Origin of the sequence: Mesorhizobium sp. M4A.F.Ca.ET.022.05.2.1 (genome assembly GCF_003998845.1) — a bacterium.
Taxonomy (GTDB): Bacteria; Pseudomonadota; Alphaproteobacteria; order Rhizobiales; family Rhizobiaceae; genus Mesorhizobium.
On the sequence record NZ_RZOJ01000118.1, the window covers coordinates 1 to 15,038 of the forward strand.

20 protein-coding genes and 2 pseudogenes are annotated in these 15,038 nt (G+C 64.2%); 11 read left to right on the forward strand and 11 right to left on the reverse strand.

Features of this window, described 5'->3' with window-relative positions; translation table 11 throughout:
• Nucleotides 1-92 (reverse strand): annotated as a pseudogene (locus EN745_RS37625) (porin family protein); the annotation flags it as partial.
• A gap of 415 nt (nucleotides 93-507) precedes the next feature.
• On the opposite strand from EN745_RS37625, the gene EN745_RS15185 reads away from it, so the two are divergent.
• The 6 genes from EN745_RS15185 (at nucleotide 508) to EN745_RS15210 (ending at nucleotide 5,627) form a co-directional block, all read left to right on the forward strand.
• Entirely contained in the window at nucleotides 508-1,272 is a 765-nt protein-coding gene (locus EN745_RS15185; protein WP_127405308.1) for an SDR family oxidoreductase, read from the forward strand.
• Nucleotides 1,269-3,344: an excinuclease ABC subunit UvrC gene (uvrC, locus tag EN745_RS15190; RefSeq protein WP_127421653.1), complete on the forward strand. Its 2,076-nt coding sequence runs from the start codon at nucleotides 1,269-1,271 to the stop codon at nucleotides 3,342-3,344. Before EN745_RS15185 ends, uvrC begins: the two co-directional genes overlap by 4 nt.
• 103 nt (nucleotides 3,345-3,447) lie before the next feature.
• Nucleotides 3,448-4,044 (forward strand): CDP-diacylglycerol--glycerol-3-phosphate 3-phosphatidyltransferase, encoded by a 597-nt coding sequence (gene pgsA / locus EN745_RS15195; protein ID WP_126055601.1) that lies wholly within the window; start codon nucleotides 3,448-3,450, stop codon nucleotides 4,042-4,044.
• A gap of 1 nt (nucleotide 4,045) precedes the next feature.
• Nucleotides 4,046-4,303 (forward strand): molybdopterin converting factor subunit 1, encoded by a 258-nt coding sequence (moaD, locus tag EN745_RS15200; RefSeq protein WP_127405306.1) that lies wholly within the window; start codon nucleotides 4,046-4,048, stop codon nucleotides 4,301-4,303.
• A gap of 1 nt (nucleotide 4,304) precedes the next feature.
• Nucleotides 4,305-4,787, forward strand: a complete 483-nt coding sequence (locus EN745_RS15205; RefSeq protein ID WP_127421654.1) for a molybdenum cofactor biosynthesis protein MoaE — start codon at nucleotides 4,305-4,307, stop codon at nucleotides 4,785-4,787.
• 78 nt (nucleotides 4,788-4,865) lie between these two features.
• Nucleotides 4,866-5,627, forward strand: a complete 762-nt coding sequence (locus tag EN745_RS15210; RefSeq protein ID WP_127421655.1) for a YbaY family lipoprotein — start codon at nucleotides 4,866-4,868, stop codon at nucleotides 5,625-5,627.
• A 52-nt stretch (nucleotides 5,628-5,679) separates the two neighbouring features.
• On the opposite strand, the gene EN745_RS15215 is transcribed toward EN745_RS15210, so the two are convergent.
• Both EN745_RS15215 and EN745_RS36545 read right to left on the reverse strand, forming a co-directional pair.
• Nucleotides 5,680-6,456 carry a DUF1194 domain-containing protein gene (locus EN745_RS15215; protein WP_189347876.1) on the reverse strand — a complete coding sequence of 259 codons (777 nt, stop codon included), beginning with the start codon at nucleotides 6,454-6,456 and terminating at the stop codon, nucleotides 5,680-5,682.
• A 183-nt stretch (nucleotides 6,457-6,639) separates the two neighbouring features.
• A complete protein-coding gene (locus tag EN745_RS36545) occupies nucleotides 6,640-7,335 on the reverse strand; it encodes a helix-turn-helix transcriptional regulator (RefSeq protein WP_127421657.1) in 696 nt (231 codons plus the stop codon).
• A 672-nt stretch (nucleotides 7,336-8,007) separates the two neighbouring features.
• On the opposite strand from EN745_RS36545, the gene EN745_RS15225 reads away from it, so the two are divergent.
• Nucleotides 8,008-8,271 carry a hypothetical protein gene (locus EN745_RS15225; protein ID WP_127421658.1) on the forward strand — a complete coding sequence of 88 codons (264 nt, stop codon included), beginning with the start codon at nucleotides 8,008-8,010 and terminating at the stop codon, nucleotides 8,269-8,271.
• Between the two features lie 59 nt (nucleotides 8,272-8,330).
• On the opposite strand, the gene EN745_RS37490 is transcribed toward EN745_RS15225, so the two are convergent.
• The 3 genes from EN745_RS37490 to ndk form a co-directional block, all read right to left on the reverse strand.
• Nucleotides 8,331-8,438 carry a class I SAM-dependent methyltransferase gene (locus tag EN745_RS37490; RefSeq protein WP_281033057.1) on the reverse strand — a complete coding sequence of 36 codons (108 nt, stop codon included), beginning with the start codon at nucleotides 8,436-8,438 and terminating at the stop codon, nucleotides 8,331-8,333.
• 219 nt (nucleotides 8,439-8,657) lie between these two features.
• Nucleotides 8,658-8,864 (reverse strand): hypothetical protein, encoded by a 207-nt coding sequence (locus tag EN745_RS15235; RefSeq protein WP_127405301.1) that lies wholly within the window; start codon nucleotides 8,862-8,864, stop codon nucleotides 8,658-8,660.
• 182 nt (nucleotides 8,865-9,046) lie between these two features.
• Complete coding sequence (ndk, locus tag EN745_RS15240) at nucleotides 9,047-9,469, reverse strand: nucleoside-diphosphate kinase (RefSeq protein WP_126055595.1); 423 nt, start codon at nucleotides 9,467-9,469, stop codon at nucleotides 9,047-9,049.
• Nucleotides 9,470-9,648: 179 nt separating this feature from the next.
• Here ndk and EN745_RS15245 point away from each other — a divergent pair, with 179 nt between their 5' ends.
• Nucleotides 9,649-9,855, forward strand: coding sequence for a hypothetical protein (locus tag EN745_RS15245; protein WP_127421659.1), 207 nt, complete (start codon nucleotides 9,649-9,651; stop codon nucleotides 9,853-9,855).
• Between the two features lie 96 nt (nucleotides 9,856-9,951).
• On the opposite strand, the gene bluB is transcribed toward EN745_RS15245, so the two are convergent.
• Nucleotides 9,952-10,587: a 5,6-dimethylbenzimidazole synthase gene (gene bluB / locus EN745_RS15250; protein WP_127421660.1), complete on the reverse strand. Its 636-nt coding sequence runs from the start codon at nucleotides 10,585-10,587 to the stop codon at nucleotides 9,952-9,954.
• Nucleotides 10,588-10,859: 272 nt separating this feature from the next.
• Here bluB and EN745_RS15255 point away from each other — a divergent pair, with 272 nt between their 5' ends.
• From EN745_RS15255 to EN745_RS15265, 3 genes are all read left to right on the forward strand, one after another.
• On the forward strand, nucleotides 10,860-11,372 hold the full coding sequence (locus tag EN745_RS15255) for a DinB family protein (RefSeq protein WP_126055592.1): 513 nt from the start codon (nucleotides 10,860-10,862) through the stop codon (nucleotides 11,370-11,372).
• Nucleotides 11,373-11,598: 226 nt separating this feature from the next.
• Nucleotides 11,599-12,174: a hypothetical protein gene (locus EN745_RS15260; protein ID WP_127405299.1), complete on the forward strand. Its 576-nt coding sequence runs from the start codon at nucleotides 11,599-11,601 to the stop codon at nucleotides 12,172-12,174.
• 236 nt (nucleotides 12,175-12,410) lie between these two features.
• Nucleotides 12,411-13,199: a GGDEF domain-containing protein gene (locus EN745_RS15265; protein ID WP_127421661.1), complete on the forward strand. Its 789-nt coding sequence runs from the start codon at nucleotides 12,411-12,413 to the stop codon at nucleotides 13,197-13,199.
• 102 nt (nucleotides 13,200-13,301) lie between these two features.
• Here EN745_RS15265 and EN745_RS15270 read toward each other — a convergent pair whose 3' ends face one another.
• The 4 genes and pseudogenes from EN745_RS15270 to EN745_RS15285 all read right to left on the reverse strand — a co-directional run.
• Complete coding sequence (locus tag EN745_RS15270) at nucleotides 13,302-13,604, reverse strand: DUF982 domain-containing protein (protein WP_127405298.1); 303 nt, start codon at nucleotides 13,602-13,604, stop codon at nucleotides 13,302-13,304.
• A gap of 235 nt (nucleotides 13,605-13,839) precedes the next feature.
• On the reverse strand, nucleotides 13,840-14,019 hold the full coding sequence (locus tag EN745_RS15275; protein ID WP_127421662.1) for a hypothetical protein: 180 nt from the start codon (nucleotides 14,017-14,019) through the stop codon (nucleotides 13,840-13,842).
• A 66-nt stretch (nucleotides 14,020-14,085) separates the two neighbouring features.
• Nucleotides 14,086-14,382, reverse strand: a complete 297-nt coding sequence (locus EN745_RS15280) for a hypothetical protein (protein WP_126055587.1) — start codon at nucleotides 14,380-14,382, stop codon at nucleotides 14,086-14,088.
• Nucleotides 14,383-14,788: 406 nt separating this feature from the next.
• Nucleotides 14,789-15,038, reverse strand: a pseudogene (locus tag EN745_RS15285) (ATP-dependent helicase); the annotation flags it as partial.

Sequence of the window (15,038 nt, forward strand, 5' to 3'; positions counted from 1 at the left end):
TCCGAGATGACGTCGGCCGCGAAGGCAGTACCGCTAAGGGCGAAGAGCCCGACCGCGACCGCGAGCGGCGCGAATTTGAGATTGGCTTGCATTGTTCTTTACTCCTTAAGCCACAGGACACATAGGCTTGTTGTTCATGAGCGCCCCAAGACCCGTCCGGGGGGATAAACGGACCCGGCGCTCAACGGTTCCAAATGTCGTGTCGAAATGCGGCTGAAGCGAACCTGAACTTGGGTCATTCCCCGGCGCGAATGAGGCTGAACCGTGACGTTGCATCTTCGCAACAGCGAAATGTCAGCAGGGCTTCCATGCTGCGCTGCACGCGGCTTGGTGCAAGGACTCCAGCGTCCTATATTGCGATCCAGCCGGCGCGAATCCGGATCACGCAAAGGTTGCGACGAGGCCGTTCCGCCACATTCCCGCCCCAGGTGGAAATGGCGTTTAACCCCTTGCCCCGTCATAATGTGCCGGCTTCCGGAATCGAGGCGGCGATTTGAGGATTGACAGATGAGCAAAGCCGCCGGGACAGCGCTGGTGACGGGTGGGGCAAAACGGATCGGTAAAGCGATCGTCGAGGATTTGGCCGCGCATGGCTTTGCCGTCGCCATCCACGCCAACCGCTCGGGTGCCGAGGCAGAGGCGCTGGCTGAACGCATAAGGGGCGAGGGCGGTCGCGCCGCCGTGATCGCGGGCGACCTCACCGACATGGACGCCGTCGGCGATCTCGTCGGCCGCTCGGAGGCGGCGCTTGGGCCGGTCAGGTTGCTCGTCAACAATGCCTCGCTTTTCGTCGACGATCGTGTCGAGGATTTCGACTGGCAGGCCTGGGACCGCCACTTCGCCATCCATGTGAAGACGCCGGCGCTTCTGGCGCAGAATTTCGCCCGCGCGCTGCCGCAAGGCGAGGAGGGGCTGATCGTCAACATAATCGACCAGCGCGTGTGGCGGCCGACACCGCGCTATTTTTCCTATGCGCTGTCTAAGTCGACGCTGTGGACACAAACCCAGATGCTGGCGCAGGCGCTCGGCCCGCGCATCCGCGTCAATGCCATCGGCCCGGGCCCGACGCTCAAGAGCGCGCGCCAGGACGATGATGATTTCGCCGCGCAGCTCGACGGGCTGATCCTTAAGCGCGGCCCGGATTTGTCCGAATTCGGCGCTACCATCCGCTATCTCTGGGACGCGCGCTCGGTCACCGGCCAGATGATCGCGCTGGACGGCGGCCAGCACCTTGCATGGCAGACGCCCGATGTGACAGGCATGGTGGAATGAGTCCCACAGATCAGAAGCACAAACGAAACGGCGACGCCGACGACCTGCCGCCCGACCTCGACCTCGAGGACGAGTCGGTCGAGGAGATCGTCGAGCCGGAGACAGCCGGACCGGACGTTGCCTTCACCACGATCGACTGGACGCCGCATGCCGGCGACGCCGACGGCATGGTCGGCGCCGAGGTGATCCAGACGCTCGTCAAGCGGCTGCCCAACGCGCCCGGCGTCTATCGCATGATGAACGCCGCCGGCGACGTGCTCTATGTCGGCAAGGCGCGCAGCCTGAAGAAGCGCGTCACCAACTACGCGCAGGGGCGCTTTCACACCGCCCGCATCGGCCGCATGGTGCGCGAGACGGCGACGATGGAATTTGTCGTCACCCGCACCGAGATCGAGGCGCTGCTGCTCGAGGCGAACCTCATCAAGCGGCTCAGGCCCCGCTTCAACGTGCTGATGCGGGACGACAAATCGTTTCCCTATATCCTCTTGACCGGCGACCATGTCTCGCCCGGCATCTACAAGCATCGCGGCGCGCGTTCACGAAAAGGGGATTATTTCGGCCCCTTCGCTTCCGCCGGCGCGGTCGGCCGCACCATCAATTCGCTGCAGCGTGCCTTCCTTTTGAGGAGCTGCACCAATTCCTTTTACGAGAACCGTACCCGGCCCTGCCTGCTCTACCAGATCAAGCGCTGCGCCGGTCCTTGCACCGGCGAGATCTCGCACCAGGACTATGCCGGGCTGGTCGCCGAGGCGAAGGACTTTCTCTCCGGCCGAAGTCTCAAGGTGAAGACGGAAATCTCCGCCGCCATGCAGCAGGCCTCGGAGGAGCTCGATTTCGAGCGCGCCGCCATCTACCGCGACCGGTTGGCCGCGCTCTCGCATGTGCAGGCGCACCAGGGCATCAACCCGCAGACGGTGGAGGAGGCCGACGTCTTCGCCATCCACCAGGAGGGCGGCCAGACCTGCATCCAGGTCTTCTTCTTCCGCACCGGCCAGAACTGGGGCAACCGCGCCTATTTCCCCAAGGCCGACCCGGCGCTGGAGGCAGCGGAGGTGCTGGGCTCGTTCCTGGCGCAGTTCTATGACGACAAGCCGACGCCGCGCGCCATCTTGCTGTCGCATACCGTCGTGGAGCAGGAACTTCTGGCCGAGGCGCTGTCGACCCGCGCCGGCCGCAAGGTGTCGATCTCCGTGCCACAGCGCGGCGAGAAGAAGGACCTGACCGACAACGCGCTGCAGAACGCGCGCGAGGCGCTCGGCCGCAGGCTGGCCGAGACATCGACGCAGGCGCGCCTGCTGTCGGGCTTTGCGCAAACCTTCGGCCTGGCCAAGCCACCGGTGCGCATCGAGGTCTACGACAACTCGCACATCATGGGCACCAATGCCGTCGGCGCCATGGTCGTCGCCGGGGCGGAAGGCTTCGTGAAGAACCAGTACCGAAAGTTCAACATCCGCTCGACCGAGATCACGCCCGGCGACGATTTCGGCATGATGCGCGAAGTCATGGAGCGGCGGTTCTCGCGCCTGCTCAAGGAGCATGGCGACACGCCGCAGGAGGCGGAAGGCGCACCGGCCGAGGATGACGGCGAGGACGGCATCGAGGCCAATGGCGGCTTTCCGGCCTGGCCGGACGTCATCCTCATCGACGGCGGCCAGGGCCAGATGACGGCGGTGCGCAAGATCCTCGCCGATCTCGGCATCGAGGACCGCGTCGCCGCGATCGGCATCGCCAAGGGCCAGGACCGCGACGCCGGCCGCGAGCGCTTCTTCGTCAGGGGCAGGGACTCTTTCTCGCTGCCGGTGCGCGACCCCGTGCTCTATTTCGTCCAGCGACTGCGCGACGAGGTTCACCGCTTCGCCATCGGCTCGCACCGCGCCCGCCGCAAGAAAGAGATGGTCAAGAGTCCGCTCGACGAGATCGCCGGCATCGGCCCCGGCCGCAAACGCGCGCTGCTTTTGCATTTCGGCACCGCCAAGGCCGTCAGCCGCGCCGCGGTCGAGGACCTGGTCAAGGTCGACGGCATTTCGGAACAGATGGCCAAGCTGGTCTACAACCATTTTCATGACAGCTGACCATTCTTGCGCCTATTTTCGCCTGACCAATCGAATCTGACCAGTTGACCCCCCACATTCCCTTCTGATTTGAGTACGCAGCGGAGAGAGTACCCAAAACGACATGGCCCAGCGCGCGTTCAACCTGCCGAACATCCTCACCTACGCCCGTATCATCGCGGTGCCGCTGGTGGTGCTGTGCTTCTTTCTCGAGGGACATCTGAAGTCGAGCGACTTCGCCCGCTGGTCGGCGCTGGTCATCTTCCTGCTCGCCTCCATCACCGATTATTTCGACGGCTATCTGGCGCGCGCCTGGCAGCAGACCTCCAACATCGGCAAGATGCTTGATCCGATCGCCGACAAATTGCTGGTCGCCACCTGCCTGCTGCTTCTTGCCGCCGACACCGACCGCCATGCCGGCATCGCCGGCTGGTCGCTGTGGGCGGCGATCATCATCCTGTGCCGCGAGATCCTGGTCTCTGGCCTGCGCGAATATCTGGCGGCGCTTAAGGTGTCCGTGCCCGTCACCCAGCTCGCCAAGTGGAAGACCACCATCCAGATGGTCGCCATCGCCTTCCTGCTGGCAGGCCCCGCCGGCGACAAGATCTTCCCGCTGACCACGCAGACCGGACTGGTGCTGCTGTGGATCGCAGCTCTCGTGACGCTCTACACCGGCTACGATTATTTCCGCGCCGGCCTCAAGCACATCATGGACGAGTGAGATGGCGACCAGGCTCATCTATTTCGCCTGGGTGCGCGAGCGGATCGGCAAGCCGGAAGAGGATGTCGACCTGCCAGCCGGCATCGAGACGGTGGCAGACCTATTGCGTTGGCTGAAGTCGCGCGGCGAGGAATACGAGAACGCGCTGCAATTTCCTGACGTCATCCGCGTCGCCATCAATCAGGAACATGTCGGCCACCGCGAGAAGATCGCGGGCGCGCGCGAGATCGCGCTGTTCCCGCCGATGACAGGGGGCTGAGGTGCCGGACGCTGTGGTGCCTGCAATACGCATCCAGCGCGAGGATTTCGACGTCGCCGCCGAAATCGCCGGGCTGACCAAGGGACGTGCCGATATCGGCGCCGTGGTGACCTTCTCCGGTCTTTGCCGCGACGAGCAGGGCAGGCTCGCCGCCCTCGAGCTTGAACACTATCCGGGCATGGCCGAGGCCGAGATCGGTCGCATCGCCACCGAGGCGGTCCAGCGCTGGCCGTTGCAGGGGCTGACCGTCATCCACCGCCACGGCAAGGTCCGGCCCGGCGAGAACATCGTGCTGGTGGTGGCGGCTTCGGCGCACCGGCAGGCGGCATTCGAGGCGGCGAATTTCCTCATGGATTACCTCAAGTCGCGCGCGCCCTTCTGGAAGAAGGAGCACCATGCCGATGCTTCCGAGGGTGGCTGGGTCAAGGCCAAGGAGGCCGACGACGAGGCAGCCGAGCGCTGGATGACGAAGCCGACCGATTAGAATCCACCCCGTGGCCATGTATTGACCGCAATCCTGCAGGACCCTGCGTTGGCTGGCGCAACCTAGGGGAGCTGGGTCATGCTGGACAGGATCGCTGAATTCTTCTTCTTCGGCCTGGTGCCGTTGGTCGTTGGCGTACTTGCGGTGCCGGAATTCTCCGATGCCGCCGAGACGACGCTGAAGGGCGAGGTGATGTATCGCGAGCGTATCGCGCTGCCGCCCAATGCCGTGCTGTCGGTGCAGCTTGCCGACATGTCGCTGGCCGACGCGCCGGCCGCCATCATCGGCGAGCGCAAGGTGGCGCCGGCGGGCCAGGTGCCGATCAAGTTCGAGATCAGCTTCGACCCGCAGGTCGTCCGCCCGAACATGAGCTACGCGCTGCAGGCGCGCATCACCGTCGACGACAAGCTGCTGTTCATCACCGATACGCGCCATCAGGTCGACCCGCTGAGCGATAAGCCTGAGACCATCGTGCTGAAGATGGTGGCGCAGGACCCAACGGCGGATGCGCTGCTCGGGCAGAGTTGGCTGGTCGAATATATCGACGGCATCGGCGTCATCACCGACCCGCAGGCGACGTTCCGGGTGGACGAGGGCGGCAAGGCCGGCGGCAAGGGCCCCTGCAACGCCTATTTCGCCACCGCCAAGGTGGACGGCGAAAAGATCGCCATCAGCGACATCGGCTCGACCTACATGGCCTGCGCGCCTGAGGTCATGGCTCAGGAGAAGGCGCTGTTCGAGGCGCTGGCCAAGGCCGCCTCCTACCATATCGACGCCGGCAAGCTCATCATCGCCGACAAGGACGACCGCGTCATCCTGCGTTTCAATGCCGCGAGCTAGATTTCTGGAAAGCTGGGGAGCGGCTTTCCGTCCCTAGGCCAGCACAAGCGCGTTACCGCGCGGTGGTTCCGATCATAGAGCAGTCGAACATCCGGCCGCCTGCCGGGCTGTAGGACGCGAGTCTGGGCCGCGCGGGCATGCCCGCGATCTCAAGGAGCAGCTTTCGGCGGATCGCGACTTCGAACTGCCCGAGATCGTCGATTCCGATCAAGAATGAGTCCGGTCCGCCAATGACACAGCGCTCGTAGTAAAGATTGAGATAGTGCTCGCCAAAGGATTGGAAGCCGTTTGAACCACCGCGCGGCAGCGAGACGGGCAGTCCATTGATGGTGATGCCGGAGCCTGTCAGCCTGTCGCGTATCGGCGCGACGGGCAGGCCGGCATTGTTGGGACCGTCTCCCGATACATCGATAATCCGGCGCGCCGCTGCGGTGCGGCTCTTTGCAAACAGGTCGCCCGCTGACAGAAGGGCGCCCGAAATGGAAGTGCCTGCCTGCGCTGTGACAGGCTCGACCGCCAGGGCGTCGGCGAACCGCTTGGCGTCGTCGTAGCTGCCGACGATCGTCCAGGGCAGAACGACGCGCTGATAGTTCGGCCCGGCCCATTCGAGATATGAAACAGCGATCATGCCGCGTGCGCCCGATCCTATGGCTCCAGCGAGGTCCGGATGCCGGAATGCGCTGACATAACCGTCACGCTGGACCCGTTGTTCGGACAAGCTCATCGAGGACGAGACATCCACCGCGAGGACCAGTTCGAGGTCGACGAGGGGCCTTGCTGGTTCAGCCGCCAGCGACACCGAGCAAAATGCGCCGATGAGGAACGCCATTGCCGCGATGCGCGATCGTGCCGGCCGCGCCCGCGAGTTGGAATGAATATCTTTGCCCAACGATAATGCCATCCAGCACTGCCCCGGGTTCCATAGGCGCGATCTCGGCAATCTGTTGGGGAAGTATGCGGTGGCAAGCGCATGCGCGCTTCACCCGAATGGGTGACGCGCAGTTCAGTGGTGTTAGGGGGCGCGCAAGCGTGATAGCAGCGCCGTGAGTTCGGCCTGGCGATGCGTTCCCGTTTTGGCGAGGATCGCGCGGAGTTGGGTTCGCGCGGTCTCACGGCCAATCGCCAATCGGGCGCTCGCGGCGTCGATCCCGTCGCCGGCGGTCAGGCTGCAAGCCAGCCGCGCTTCGGCTGCCGTGAGTTGGAAAGCCTGGCCGAGCAAGCGTGCCGATGGCGCATGTTCCCTCACAAGGTCGGTGAAGCAAAGCAGAAAGTCACCGCCGTTGAACAGGTCGCGCACGAATGCAGTCATCGGCACCAGCTCGGCAAGGAGCCAGAACGAAGCGTCGCGGGTGATGACTTCCGGGCTGGCCAAAAACGACCCGTCCACTGGGCTTGAGACGGCGGCGCTGATCATCCGCTGCAGGCGGGAATCGCTCTCCCGGTCGGCTGCGTGGATGTGGCCATGGCGAACTACGAGGCCCGAGCCGAGCAGTGCATCCGCATGCTCGTTGCAACGCGTCAGGCGCCCGTGGCAGTCGAGCAGCGCCGCGCCAAAATTGAACTGATCGAGGACGGCCAGGGTCGGGTCGAGCGAAATCTCCCAGATCTTCTCGGCCAGGCTGATGACCCGGCTGAGGTCCGGCGCCGCGCGCAGGAAATGATCGGCCGCGGACGGATCGAATGGCCCGCTGCGGGCGTCGCGGTACATCGACAGAACCCATCTGCGCTTCTTCACCGGGAAGCAAACGGCCGCCCACCACTCACGATGTCCTGGACCGGCTATTTCCTGATAGTAGGGCAGAAACCTCCGCTCCTCAGGCGTGGTGATTTCGTCCTCGACTGTGAAGCAAATTGCGGGCTTCGAAAGCCGCTCTGCCCTCTCCGGATGTGGGTCGGGAGCGCCTTCGATGTTTTCGAGCCAGAGCGCCGCGAATTCAGCGTGCTCTGTCGAGTCCGGGGTCGGCCTGGTCCGGTTGCGCTGATCGCTCCGAAAAGGGTGCGTGTCATCACGGACGCGGATGACGCAACTCGTCGTCCCCAGGGAATCGGCAAGGTTTTGCAGCGCTTGCGGCCACCGCCCGAATTCGAACGCGGCGTCGTAGCAATTCTCGATCGCGGACGCGATTCCCCGATTGGCAGCCATAAGAGTCTACCTGACGATGGATGGGCTACCACACGCGTCAAAGATACCACCGATCGGCGAAGGCCGGAATGGCTGGCCATATCGTCCTCCTGGGGGCGGCTGCGAGACTATCGCCGGAATAATCCGACCGCGCTGAGCGTTTCCTTCCATATGGCGGGCAGGCAAAAGGGATACGTCCCTCACTGAAGTCGCCCGGATCGAAAGCGGCTCGATCTGGCCACTCAAAGGAGTCCAGATATGAAAAAGCACGCGCTTATCCTTGCAGCCACATCGCTGATTGCCTTCGCTGGCATGGCCAGGGCGGACGACCATCTGGTCACGGCCCTCCAGCATGGCCTCAGTCCCGACAGCCAGGCCTTGCAGCCCAACAAGGCCGGTCACAGCGGCGACCTCGCGCCCGGGCAGGGCAGTCCGTTTGTCGGCGCCGATACCCAGACGCCGGCAACCGACACGGAAGCGGCGAACAAGCATGCGAATGTGAAGGAGCGCCAACCGAAATGACGGGAATCCGCCGCGAGGGGCGGCGGGCATCCGCTGCGTAGGTCCGGCAACGGCTGCGCTCAGCCCTTTGCCTTCTCGAAAAGCGCGCCATAGTGGTAAGTCAGCCGCCGCCGGGCGGCCTCCAACTGGCTGGCATCGATGTCGATGCCAACGACGTGCCGGGCCATGCCGCCATCGGCAAGGTGAACCAACCGTCGCCGCAGCAAAGGTCGATCGCCTCCGTGCCGGATCTCAGCACACCGGCGGGGTCTGGCCATAACGCCTCCCACCAGGTGCTCGACGGCATTTCGGTGCCTTGGAAGAAGCCGGGAATGGCGCTGGTCGGCCTGGCCTGCTGGAATGTCTCGATCGCCGCTTCAATCCAAGCCGGAAATTCCCGGCAGGCACTACTGACCGGAGAGGCTTCGGCTGATTTCGTCTTCGTCGAAGATCCCGGCGGCAAACAGCGCCATCGCTTGCGCGGCAAGGTCCGCGGCTTCGGGGCTGCCGGTGCCGATGCCCCGCTCCTGGCAGATGCGGTCATAGATACGCTTCAGCAGGACAAGGTCGTCAGGGTAGGCGACGCCGCTGGTGGAAACCTTGGGATTGATCATCGCCCGCTTCAGGTTGGAGGGGCGGAAGCGCGATAGTCACTCACAGCCGGCGATGCCCTTGGGAAGTTATCACCGATGGCATCAACCTAGCGCGACCGGCGGGTCTGTCCACCCCTCAGGAATCGAAAAGGCGGCGCCGGTCCGACCGGCTGCCGCCTTCAATCACTCGTCGTGCTGATGGCTCAGCCGACGATCTCGGTGTCGGAGAACCAGTACCTGATCTCCTGCGCCGCGGTCTCCGGTGCGTCGGAACCGTGCACGGAGTTCTCGCCAATCGACAGCGCATGTACCTTGCGGATGGTACCGTCGGCGGCGTTGGCCGGGTTGGTGGCGCCCATCACGTCGCGGTTCTTGACGATCGCGTTCTCGCCTTCCAGCACCTGCACGATGGTCGGGCCCGAGGACATGAACTCCACCAGTTCGCCGAAGAACGGGCGTTCCTTGTGCACCGCGTAGAAGCCTTCCGCCTCGCGGCGGCTCATCCACACCCGGCGGGAGGCGACGACGCGCAGGCCGGCGTCTTCCAGCATCTTGGTGATGGCGCCGGTCAGGTTGCGCCGGGTCGCGTCCGGCTTGATCATGGAAAAGGTGCGTTCGATCGCCATTGGGTCGTCCTTGTGATGAGAATGGATTGCGGGGTGGCGGGCTCTATACAAGCCGCTTCGCCCCTTGCCAAGGGGAGCGCCAAGGGAAGCACTTGCCGGCGGCGTTCTAGCCAAGGGCGGCGCTTTGCGCGACAATGGAGGCTCGGGACAGGAACGAAGGAAGCCGGGCGCGGCGCGAGATGAACTGGCCCTATCTGAGACGCGGGGATGTAGCCGGCATCCTGCTTGTCGCCGTCCTCCTCGGTGCCGTGGCCTTCGTCCTGCTGCTCCATCGCGGAATGGGATCGCGCGAGAATTTCGGCTTCGGCCCGGAATGGCAGTGCGCCCGCATGGAGCAGGGCGATCCGATCTGCGTCAGGCTCGTCGACAAGGATGCGGCGAAGTGACCGGATTCCAGGAAAAGTGTGTAGCGGTTTTTCGTTCGGGCTTGCGTAGGACAAATATCTGGAGTGGTTCAGCGTTCTTCAAAACGCCGAGGCGCGCTATCGCCTGAGGATCACTGCCGGGCGCCGTTGTTCCCAGCCCTCACGCTCCAGCCTCGGCACGCAATCCTCCTCGCTGGGGTAGCCCAGGCAGAAATAGCCGATCAGCGTCCATTCCGGCGGCGTGTCGAGGATGCGGGCGATCTCGGCCGGATCGAGGATCGACACCCAGCCCATGCCTATGCCTTCGGCGCGAGCCGCCAGCCACAGCGTGTGCACCGCCATGACCGCCGAATAGTCGATGGTGGCGGGCATCGTCAGGCGGCCGAGCCCATGGCCTTGCGCCGTCGTGCGGTCGGCGAAGACCGCGAACTGGCAGGGCGCCTCGGTCAGCCCAGCGAGCTTCAGTCGCGCATAGAGCGCCGCCCGCTCGCCGGAAAAACATTGCAGCGCTTCGGCATTGCAATGCTCGAAACAGGCTCGCACGGCCCCGCGGCGCTCTGGGGCGTCGACCACGACGAAGCGCCAGGGCTGGCTGAGGCCGACGGATGGCGCGATGCTGGCCAGCGCCAGCAACCGTTCCAGCGTCCCGTCGTCAAGCGGCGCCGTCTTGAAACGCCTGACGTCCCGGCGCCACTGCATCAAGGTGATGAGCCGGAGTCGAAATTCGTCGGAGAAATCCGGGGCTGATGCCATGCCGCAGCGCTGCCTTCGTGTGATTGCCCGGGTCTGCCCGGCTGCCTCTTTCTTTGCCCCGATCAAGGCGGCGGTGAGGCACGCGAAGCGACGCAGGCACGTCCACTTTGTCGCATTTGGGGAGGGAGGAGGTGGTAGGGGCAGTGGGGCAGTAGGTATCCCTCCCTATCTTCCCTACTGCCCTATTCCCTTACTCGCCCAGAATCGTCATTGGCGCGAATCCTCCAAGGGTTTAGGTAGGCCTGAACTGGAACGCGAGCGGGGACGGAGAGATGAAACAGCATTTCATGATGTTTGCAGCCTACAACCAGTGGGCCAACGGCCGCATCTACGATGCCGCCGCCGATCTCGATGACGCGGAGTTCGAGCGCGATGTCGGTGCCTTCTTCGGCTCGATGATGGGGACGCTCAACCATCTCCTGGTCGCTGACCGCGTCTGGATGAAGCGCTTCAGCGGCGAGGGCGACGCGCCGGCGAGTATCGACAGGATTGTCCACCGCGCCCTGTCCGTTCTCAGGCTGGCGCGCGAGGCGGAAGACAAGCGGATCATCAGTTGGATCGACGGCATGAGCGAAAAGGCGCTCGCCGGCCGCTTCTCCTACATGACCCTTTCGGACATGCGCACCATCTCGCAGCGGCTGGCGCCGGCGCTCAGCCATTTCTTCAACCATCAGACCCATCATCGCGGCCATGCGCACATGATCCTGACCGTGCTTGGCCGACCATCTGTGCCGCTCGACCTGGTGCTGTTCCAGCGCAGCGAGGAAGGCCGCGCCTACGCCTGACGTTCCGGCAGGAACCCGGTGCTTAAGTTCCTGAAATTTAAAATATAGAGAAATTTCGTCTAAATCTTTCGAGCAGAAGTGCAGCGATTGAAAACTACGATTCGTGATATGAGCACGAGCTAAAGAAACCAAAACACCACTCTCCACGTATCTTGTCGAAGAAAGAACGTGCGTTTAAGTTGCACAATGCTGCAATGCAGAAGTAGTAACCACACAGGAGAGTGTTATGGCTAGTATCGTAAAGAGATTCGCCAGCACATTGGCGAGTGGTGCAATCATCGTTGTTCTTGCCATGCCGGCGAACGCGCAAAGCGTCGGGCTTGGTGGACTTGGCGGCGTATCCGTTGGCGGCAACAGCGCCGACGCCAATGCGGGCGGCCCAGATGGGGCTGACGCAAATGCATCTTTCGGCGGCAGCAACACCAGCGCCAGCGTTTCGATCGGCGGCTCGGGTGGCGCCAATGGGGCCGCCACCATCGGCGGGAGCGATTCCACGGCTACGGCATCCATCGGCGGCACCAACGGTGCCGGAGCCACTGCGACCTTGGGCAACGGCACCAACAGCGCGGCCGGCGTGACGCTCGGCGGCACGAGCGTTGGCGCCAATGTCGGTGTTGGCGGCACCGTTCCTGGAGCTCCCGGCGCGACTCCGCCCGGAACCCCGAACCTGGCCTCCGTTGTCGCCGAAATGTCGAGCGGCCAACTGGCACGGATGAAGAAGCGCTGCGTCGACGTGCTCAGCAGCGAAGGCACCTATGATCGCGACCTGCGGCAGCTCTGCCTGATGATCGCGCGGCGCTGACATTTCCGGCGAGGGGGGTGTCGAACCAGCCGTGAGGCCGTGGCCGGCACTCTCCTGGCCTCCGGCCAGTCGGAAGGCCGCTATCCAGGCGCTAACGAGGTGGCGGGCCTTTTGCGCATTACAGCTGCCGGTCGCCCTTCGACAGGCGGTTAACCACAATTGAATTGCAACTAATATGTTAGGAATTCGTTTGCGCTCCGGCTGCAAGATAGGCCAGTTGTAGTGGGAGCAAGGGAATGCGCATCGATTTGTCCCCGACGAGCTGGGGCAGGGTCATCGCGGTCACCATTGCCGGCACGGCGGTCTGCATCGCCGCGGCCTTTTTCGTCGATTCGTACAATTTTCCCTTGCTGTCGCCCGATGCGCTGTGGCGGGCGCAGATGACGGACCTTTTGCTGCCGCTCGTGCTCGCGGGATCGTTCTTCTTCTTCCTGATGTTCAAGATGCGCCAGTTGGCCGTCGCGCAGAAGGCGCTGAGCATCGTCGCGGCCACCGACAGTCTGACGGCGGTGTTCAACCGCGGCGCCTTCTCGATGCTCGTCGAGGCCTATCTCGATCAGGCCCGCAGCCAGGCGGTCGTCGATGCCGGCGCCTTCCTGATCGTCGATGCCGATCATTTCAAGACCATCAACGACCGTCTCGGACATGATTGCGGCGACCAGGCGCTGAAGCTGATCGCCAAGACGATCAAGGGCCAACTGCGCGGCGCCGACATTGTCGGCCGCATCGGCGGCGAGGAGTTCGCGGTCTTTCTGCCCGGCGCCGACGCGTCGCAGTCCTGGCTGGTCGCCGAAGGGATCAGGCGGCGCATCCGCAAGGTGGAATTCTCGCCCGACGGCCGGCCTTGTCCGCTTTCGGTTAGCATCGGCGGCGTCGCCTTCAGCGGCAACACCACCTATGCCGACATGTACCGGACGGCCGACAGCCACCTCTACAAGGCAAAGTCGAACGGCCGCGACCAGGTCAGCTTCGCGACGGCCGCGCTGCTTGGCACGCTGACCGACGACGCCGCGACGGTCCATTGAGAAGTAGCGAATAGTGCGTAGCGAATAGCGAATGGCTGTGCGCCGGCTGGCGCATTCATTGCCGTACCCTACTCGCTGTTCCCTATTCGCTACTCACTCACTTCATGCCGCATAGCCGCCAAAGCTGCGCGCCACCGGCTTGACCGAGACGGCGGGCTGGGCGGCGGGCCAGAGGATGCCTGCGGTAACCGCGAAGGTGATCAGCGCATCGCGTGCCGCCTCAGCGGAGATTCCTCCGGCCCGCGCGGCCTCGCAGGCCTTCACCGCGGCACCATAGCTCAGCCGCCGCCGCGACGGCGGGAATTCTGTCAGGAATTCATGCATGTCGAACAGTGACGCGATCATGCGCTTGTGGCCGGCGCCTACGGTGAGGGCGACCGGGTTGAAGAACGTCCTGTCGTGCATTCTGGCCTCTTGGGTTTGGGGCGGAGATGGCGGGCGCCGCTCTCCGGTCGGGGGTCGAACGCCAAGGAACGCGGAAGGCGGCGGGAGGTTCCATGATTTTCAGGGCAGAAGGGCAGAAGGGCAGAAGGGCAGAAAGGTTAGAGGATTCCCCTTTCCTTACTGCCCTGGTCCTCGCCGGCCTTTGCCGTGGTGGTCGAAGCGCTGCGCTACGACGATAGATGGACTCCGGCCAATGTCATGGCGCCGCGGTCGTTATGAACTGGTCCGGCGCGGATGGCCCCGGATGGTGCGTCGACAGCGCCAGGAAGAGGATGGCGACGCCGGCAACAAGTGCGGCAACGACATTGACGAAAAGCCGTCCGGCCAATTGGCCAAGCCGCTGCCGCCGGCTCATGGTGGTGGGAACGAAGCGCATTTGAACCCTCCCTCGGCAGGCGGGCGCTCACAGGCTCGAGCCGTGGTTCGCGCCCATCCCCTGATGTCACCAGCCCCGGTGCCAGCCGCAACTCCACACCCGCTTGATCACGAGGCGGTGGTGGTGCCAGCGCTTGTGCACCCGGACTTTGCAGCGGTCGCGGTCGTGATGGCGCCAATGGGGCCGATAGTCACGGTCATAGTCACGCATGGCATAATGGCGATGATGGCGGCGCCAGGAATAGTCGTCGCTGTAGCGTGTGCCGTCGTCGGTGGTAATCGTCAGGCTTGCCGCCTGCGCCGGAATTGCAGTCGGCGCCAGCGTTGCCAGGCCAAGCATGGCCGCGAGGATCAGCTTGTTCATCATTGCCTCCTTTGCATTAGGTCCCGCTAACGGAAACCCGTCCGGCGGTGGATGGTTCCATCGCGATGGAGCGGGCCCCCGACACGTTTCGTGAGCGGGCCGGCGCGATGCGGACCCAATCAGTCCGTCGCATCCGGGGCATGGAGGACCAGACAATCCATGGAAACGGCATAGGCGCCGGTCACGCGCGTCACGCGCACAGATGCCAGCTGGTTCCCGTCAGCGACGGCGCAGGGCGTCGCCGCATCAACGGGCGGCATCTGCCGATCATGCCGCTTCCCCGCAGTCTGCCTGGCAGCGCGGCGGTGCATTGGGCCATGTCTGCACGACTGGGGTGTCTGTGCCGGGTGCAGGAAAGCAAGATCACGCCACCGCCGCTACAGGCATGCCGCAGGCAAGATCTCGCCTATTTCCACATGCCGCGCATGCGCTGGCCGAGGTCGACGCGGACCTGCGGCTGGCGGCGCGGATCGTCCTTCGCCTGCACGCTCGCCCAGGACGTCTGCTCGAAGGCATTCAGCATCGAGGCTGGGATGAAGCGGCTGCGCGCGGCATAGACATGGCGGTCGCCGCGCGCCGCCTGGCCGTGCACGAAGAAGCGCTGCGGCATGACGAGATGCAACGTGTCCCTGGCCCGCGTCATCGCCACATAGAGC

Excerpts from the sequence above, each read along its gene's own strand:
- EN745_RS15185 (WP_127405308.1), top strand. The coding sequence starts at position 508 with ATGAGCAAAGCCGCCGGGACAGCGCTGGTGACGGGTGGGGCAAAACGG.
- uvrC (WP_127421653.1), top strand. The coding sequence starts at position 1,269 with ATGAGTCCCACAGATCAGAAGCACAAACGAAACGGCGACGCCGACGAC.
- pgsA (WP_126055601.1), top strand. The coding sequence starts at position 3,448 with ATGGCCCAGCGCGCGTTCAACCTGCCGAACATCCTCACCTACGCCCGT.
- moaD (WP_127405306.1), top strand. The coding sequence starts at position 4,046 with ATGGCGACCAGGCTCATCTATTTCGCCTGGGTGCGCGAGCGGATCGGC.
- EN745_RS15210 (WP_127421655.1), top strand. The coding sequence starts at position 4,866 with ATGCTGGACAGGATCGCTGAATTCTTCTTCTTCGGCCTGGTGCCGTTG.
- EN745_RS15215 (WP_189347876.1), bottom strand. The coding sequence starts at position 6,456 with ATGGCGTTCCTCATCGGCGCATTTTGCTCGGTGTCGCTGGCGGCTGAA.
- EN745_RS36545 (WP_127421657.1), bottom strand. The coding sequence starts at position 7,335 with ATGTACCGCGACGCCCGCAGCGGGCCATTCGATCCGTCCGCGGCCGAT.
- EN745_RS15225 (WP_127421658.1), top strand. The coding sequence starts at position 8,008 with ATGAAAAAGCACGCGCTTATCCTTGCAGCCACATCGCTGATTGCCTTC.
- EN745_RS37490 (WP_281033057.1), bottom strand. The coding sequence starts at position 8,438 with ATGGCCCGGCACGTCGTTGGCATCGACATCGATGCCAGCCAGTTGGAG.
- EN745_RS15235 (WP_127405301.1), bottom strand. The coding sequence starts at position 8,864 with ATGATCAATCCCAAGGTTTCCACCAGCGGCGTCGCCTACCCTGACGAC.
- ndk (WP_126055595.1), bottom strand. The coding sequence starts at position 9,469 with ATGGCGATCGAACGCACCTTTTCCATGATCAAGCCGGACGCGACCCGG.
- EN745_RS15245 (WP_127421659.1), top strand. The coding sequence starts at position 9,649 with ATGAACTGGCCCTATCTGAGACGCGGGGATGTAGCCGGCATCCTGCTT.
- bluB (WP_127421660.1), bottom strand. The coding sequence starts at position 10,587 with ATGGCATCAGCCCCGGATTTCTCCGACGAATTTCGACTCCGGCTCATC.
- EN745_RS15255 (WP_126055592.1), top strand. The coding sequence starts at position 10,860 with ATGAAACAGCATTTCATGATGTTTGCAGCCTACAACCAGTGGGCCAAC.
- EN745_RS15260 (WP_127405299.1), top strand. The coding sequence starts at position 11,599 with ATGGCTAGTATCGTAAAGAGATTCGCCAGCACATTGGCGAGTGGTGCA.
- EN745_RS15265 (WP_127421661.1), top strand. The coding sequence starts at position 12,411 with ATGCGCATCGATTTGTCCCCGACGAGCTGGGGCAGGGTCATCGCGGTC.
- EN745_RS15270 (WP_127405298.1), bottom strand. The coding sequence starts at position 13,604 with ATGCACGACAGGACGTTCTTCAACCCGGTCGCCCTCACCGTAGGCGCC.
- EN745_RS15275 (WP_127421662.1), bottom strand. The coding sequence starts at position 14,019 with ATGCGCTTCGTTCCCACCACCATGAGCCGGCGGCAGCGGCTTGGCCAA.
- EN745_RS15280 (WP_126055587.1), bottom strand. The coding sequence starts at position 14,382 with ATGAACAAGCTGATCCTCGCGGCCATGCTTGGCCTGGCAACGCTGGCG.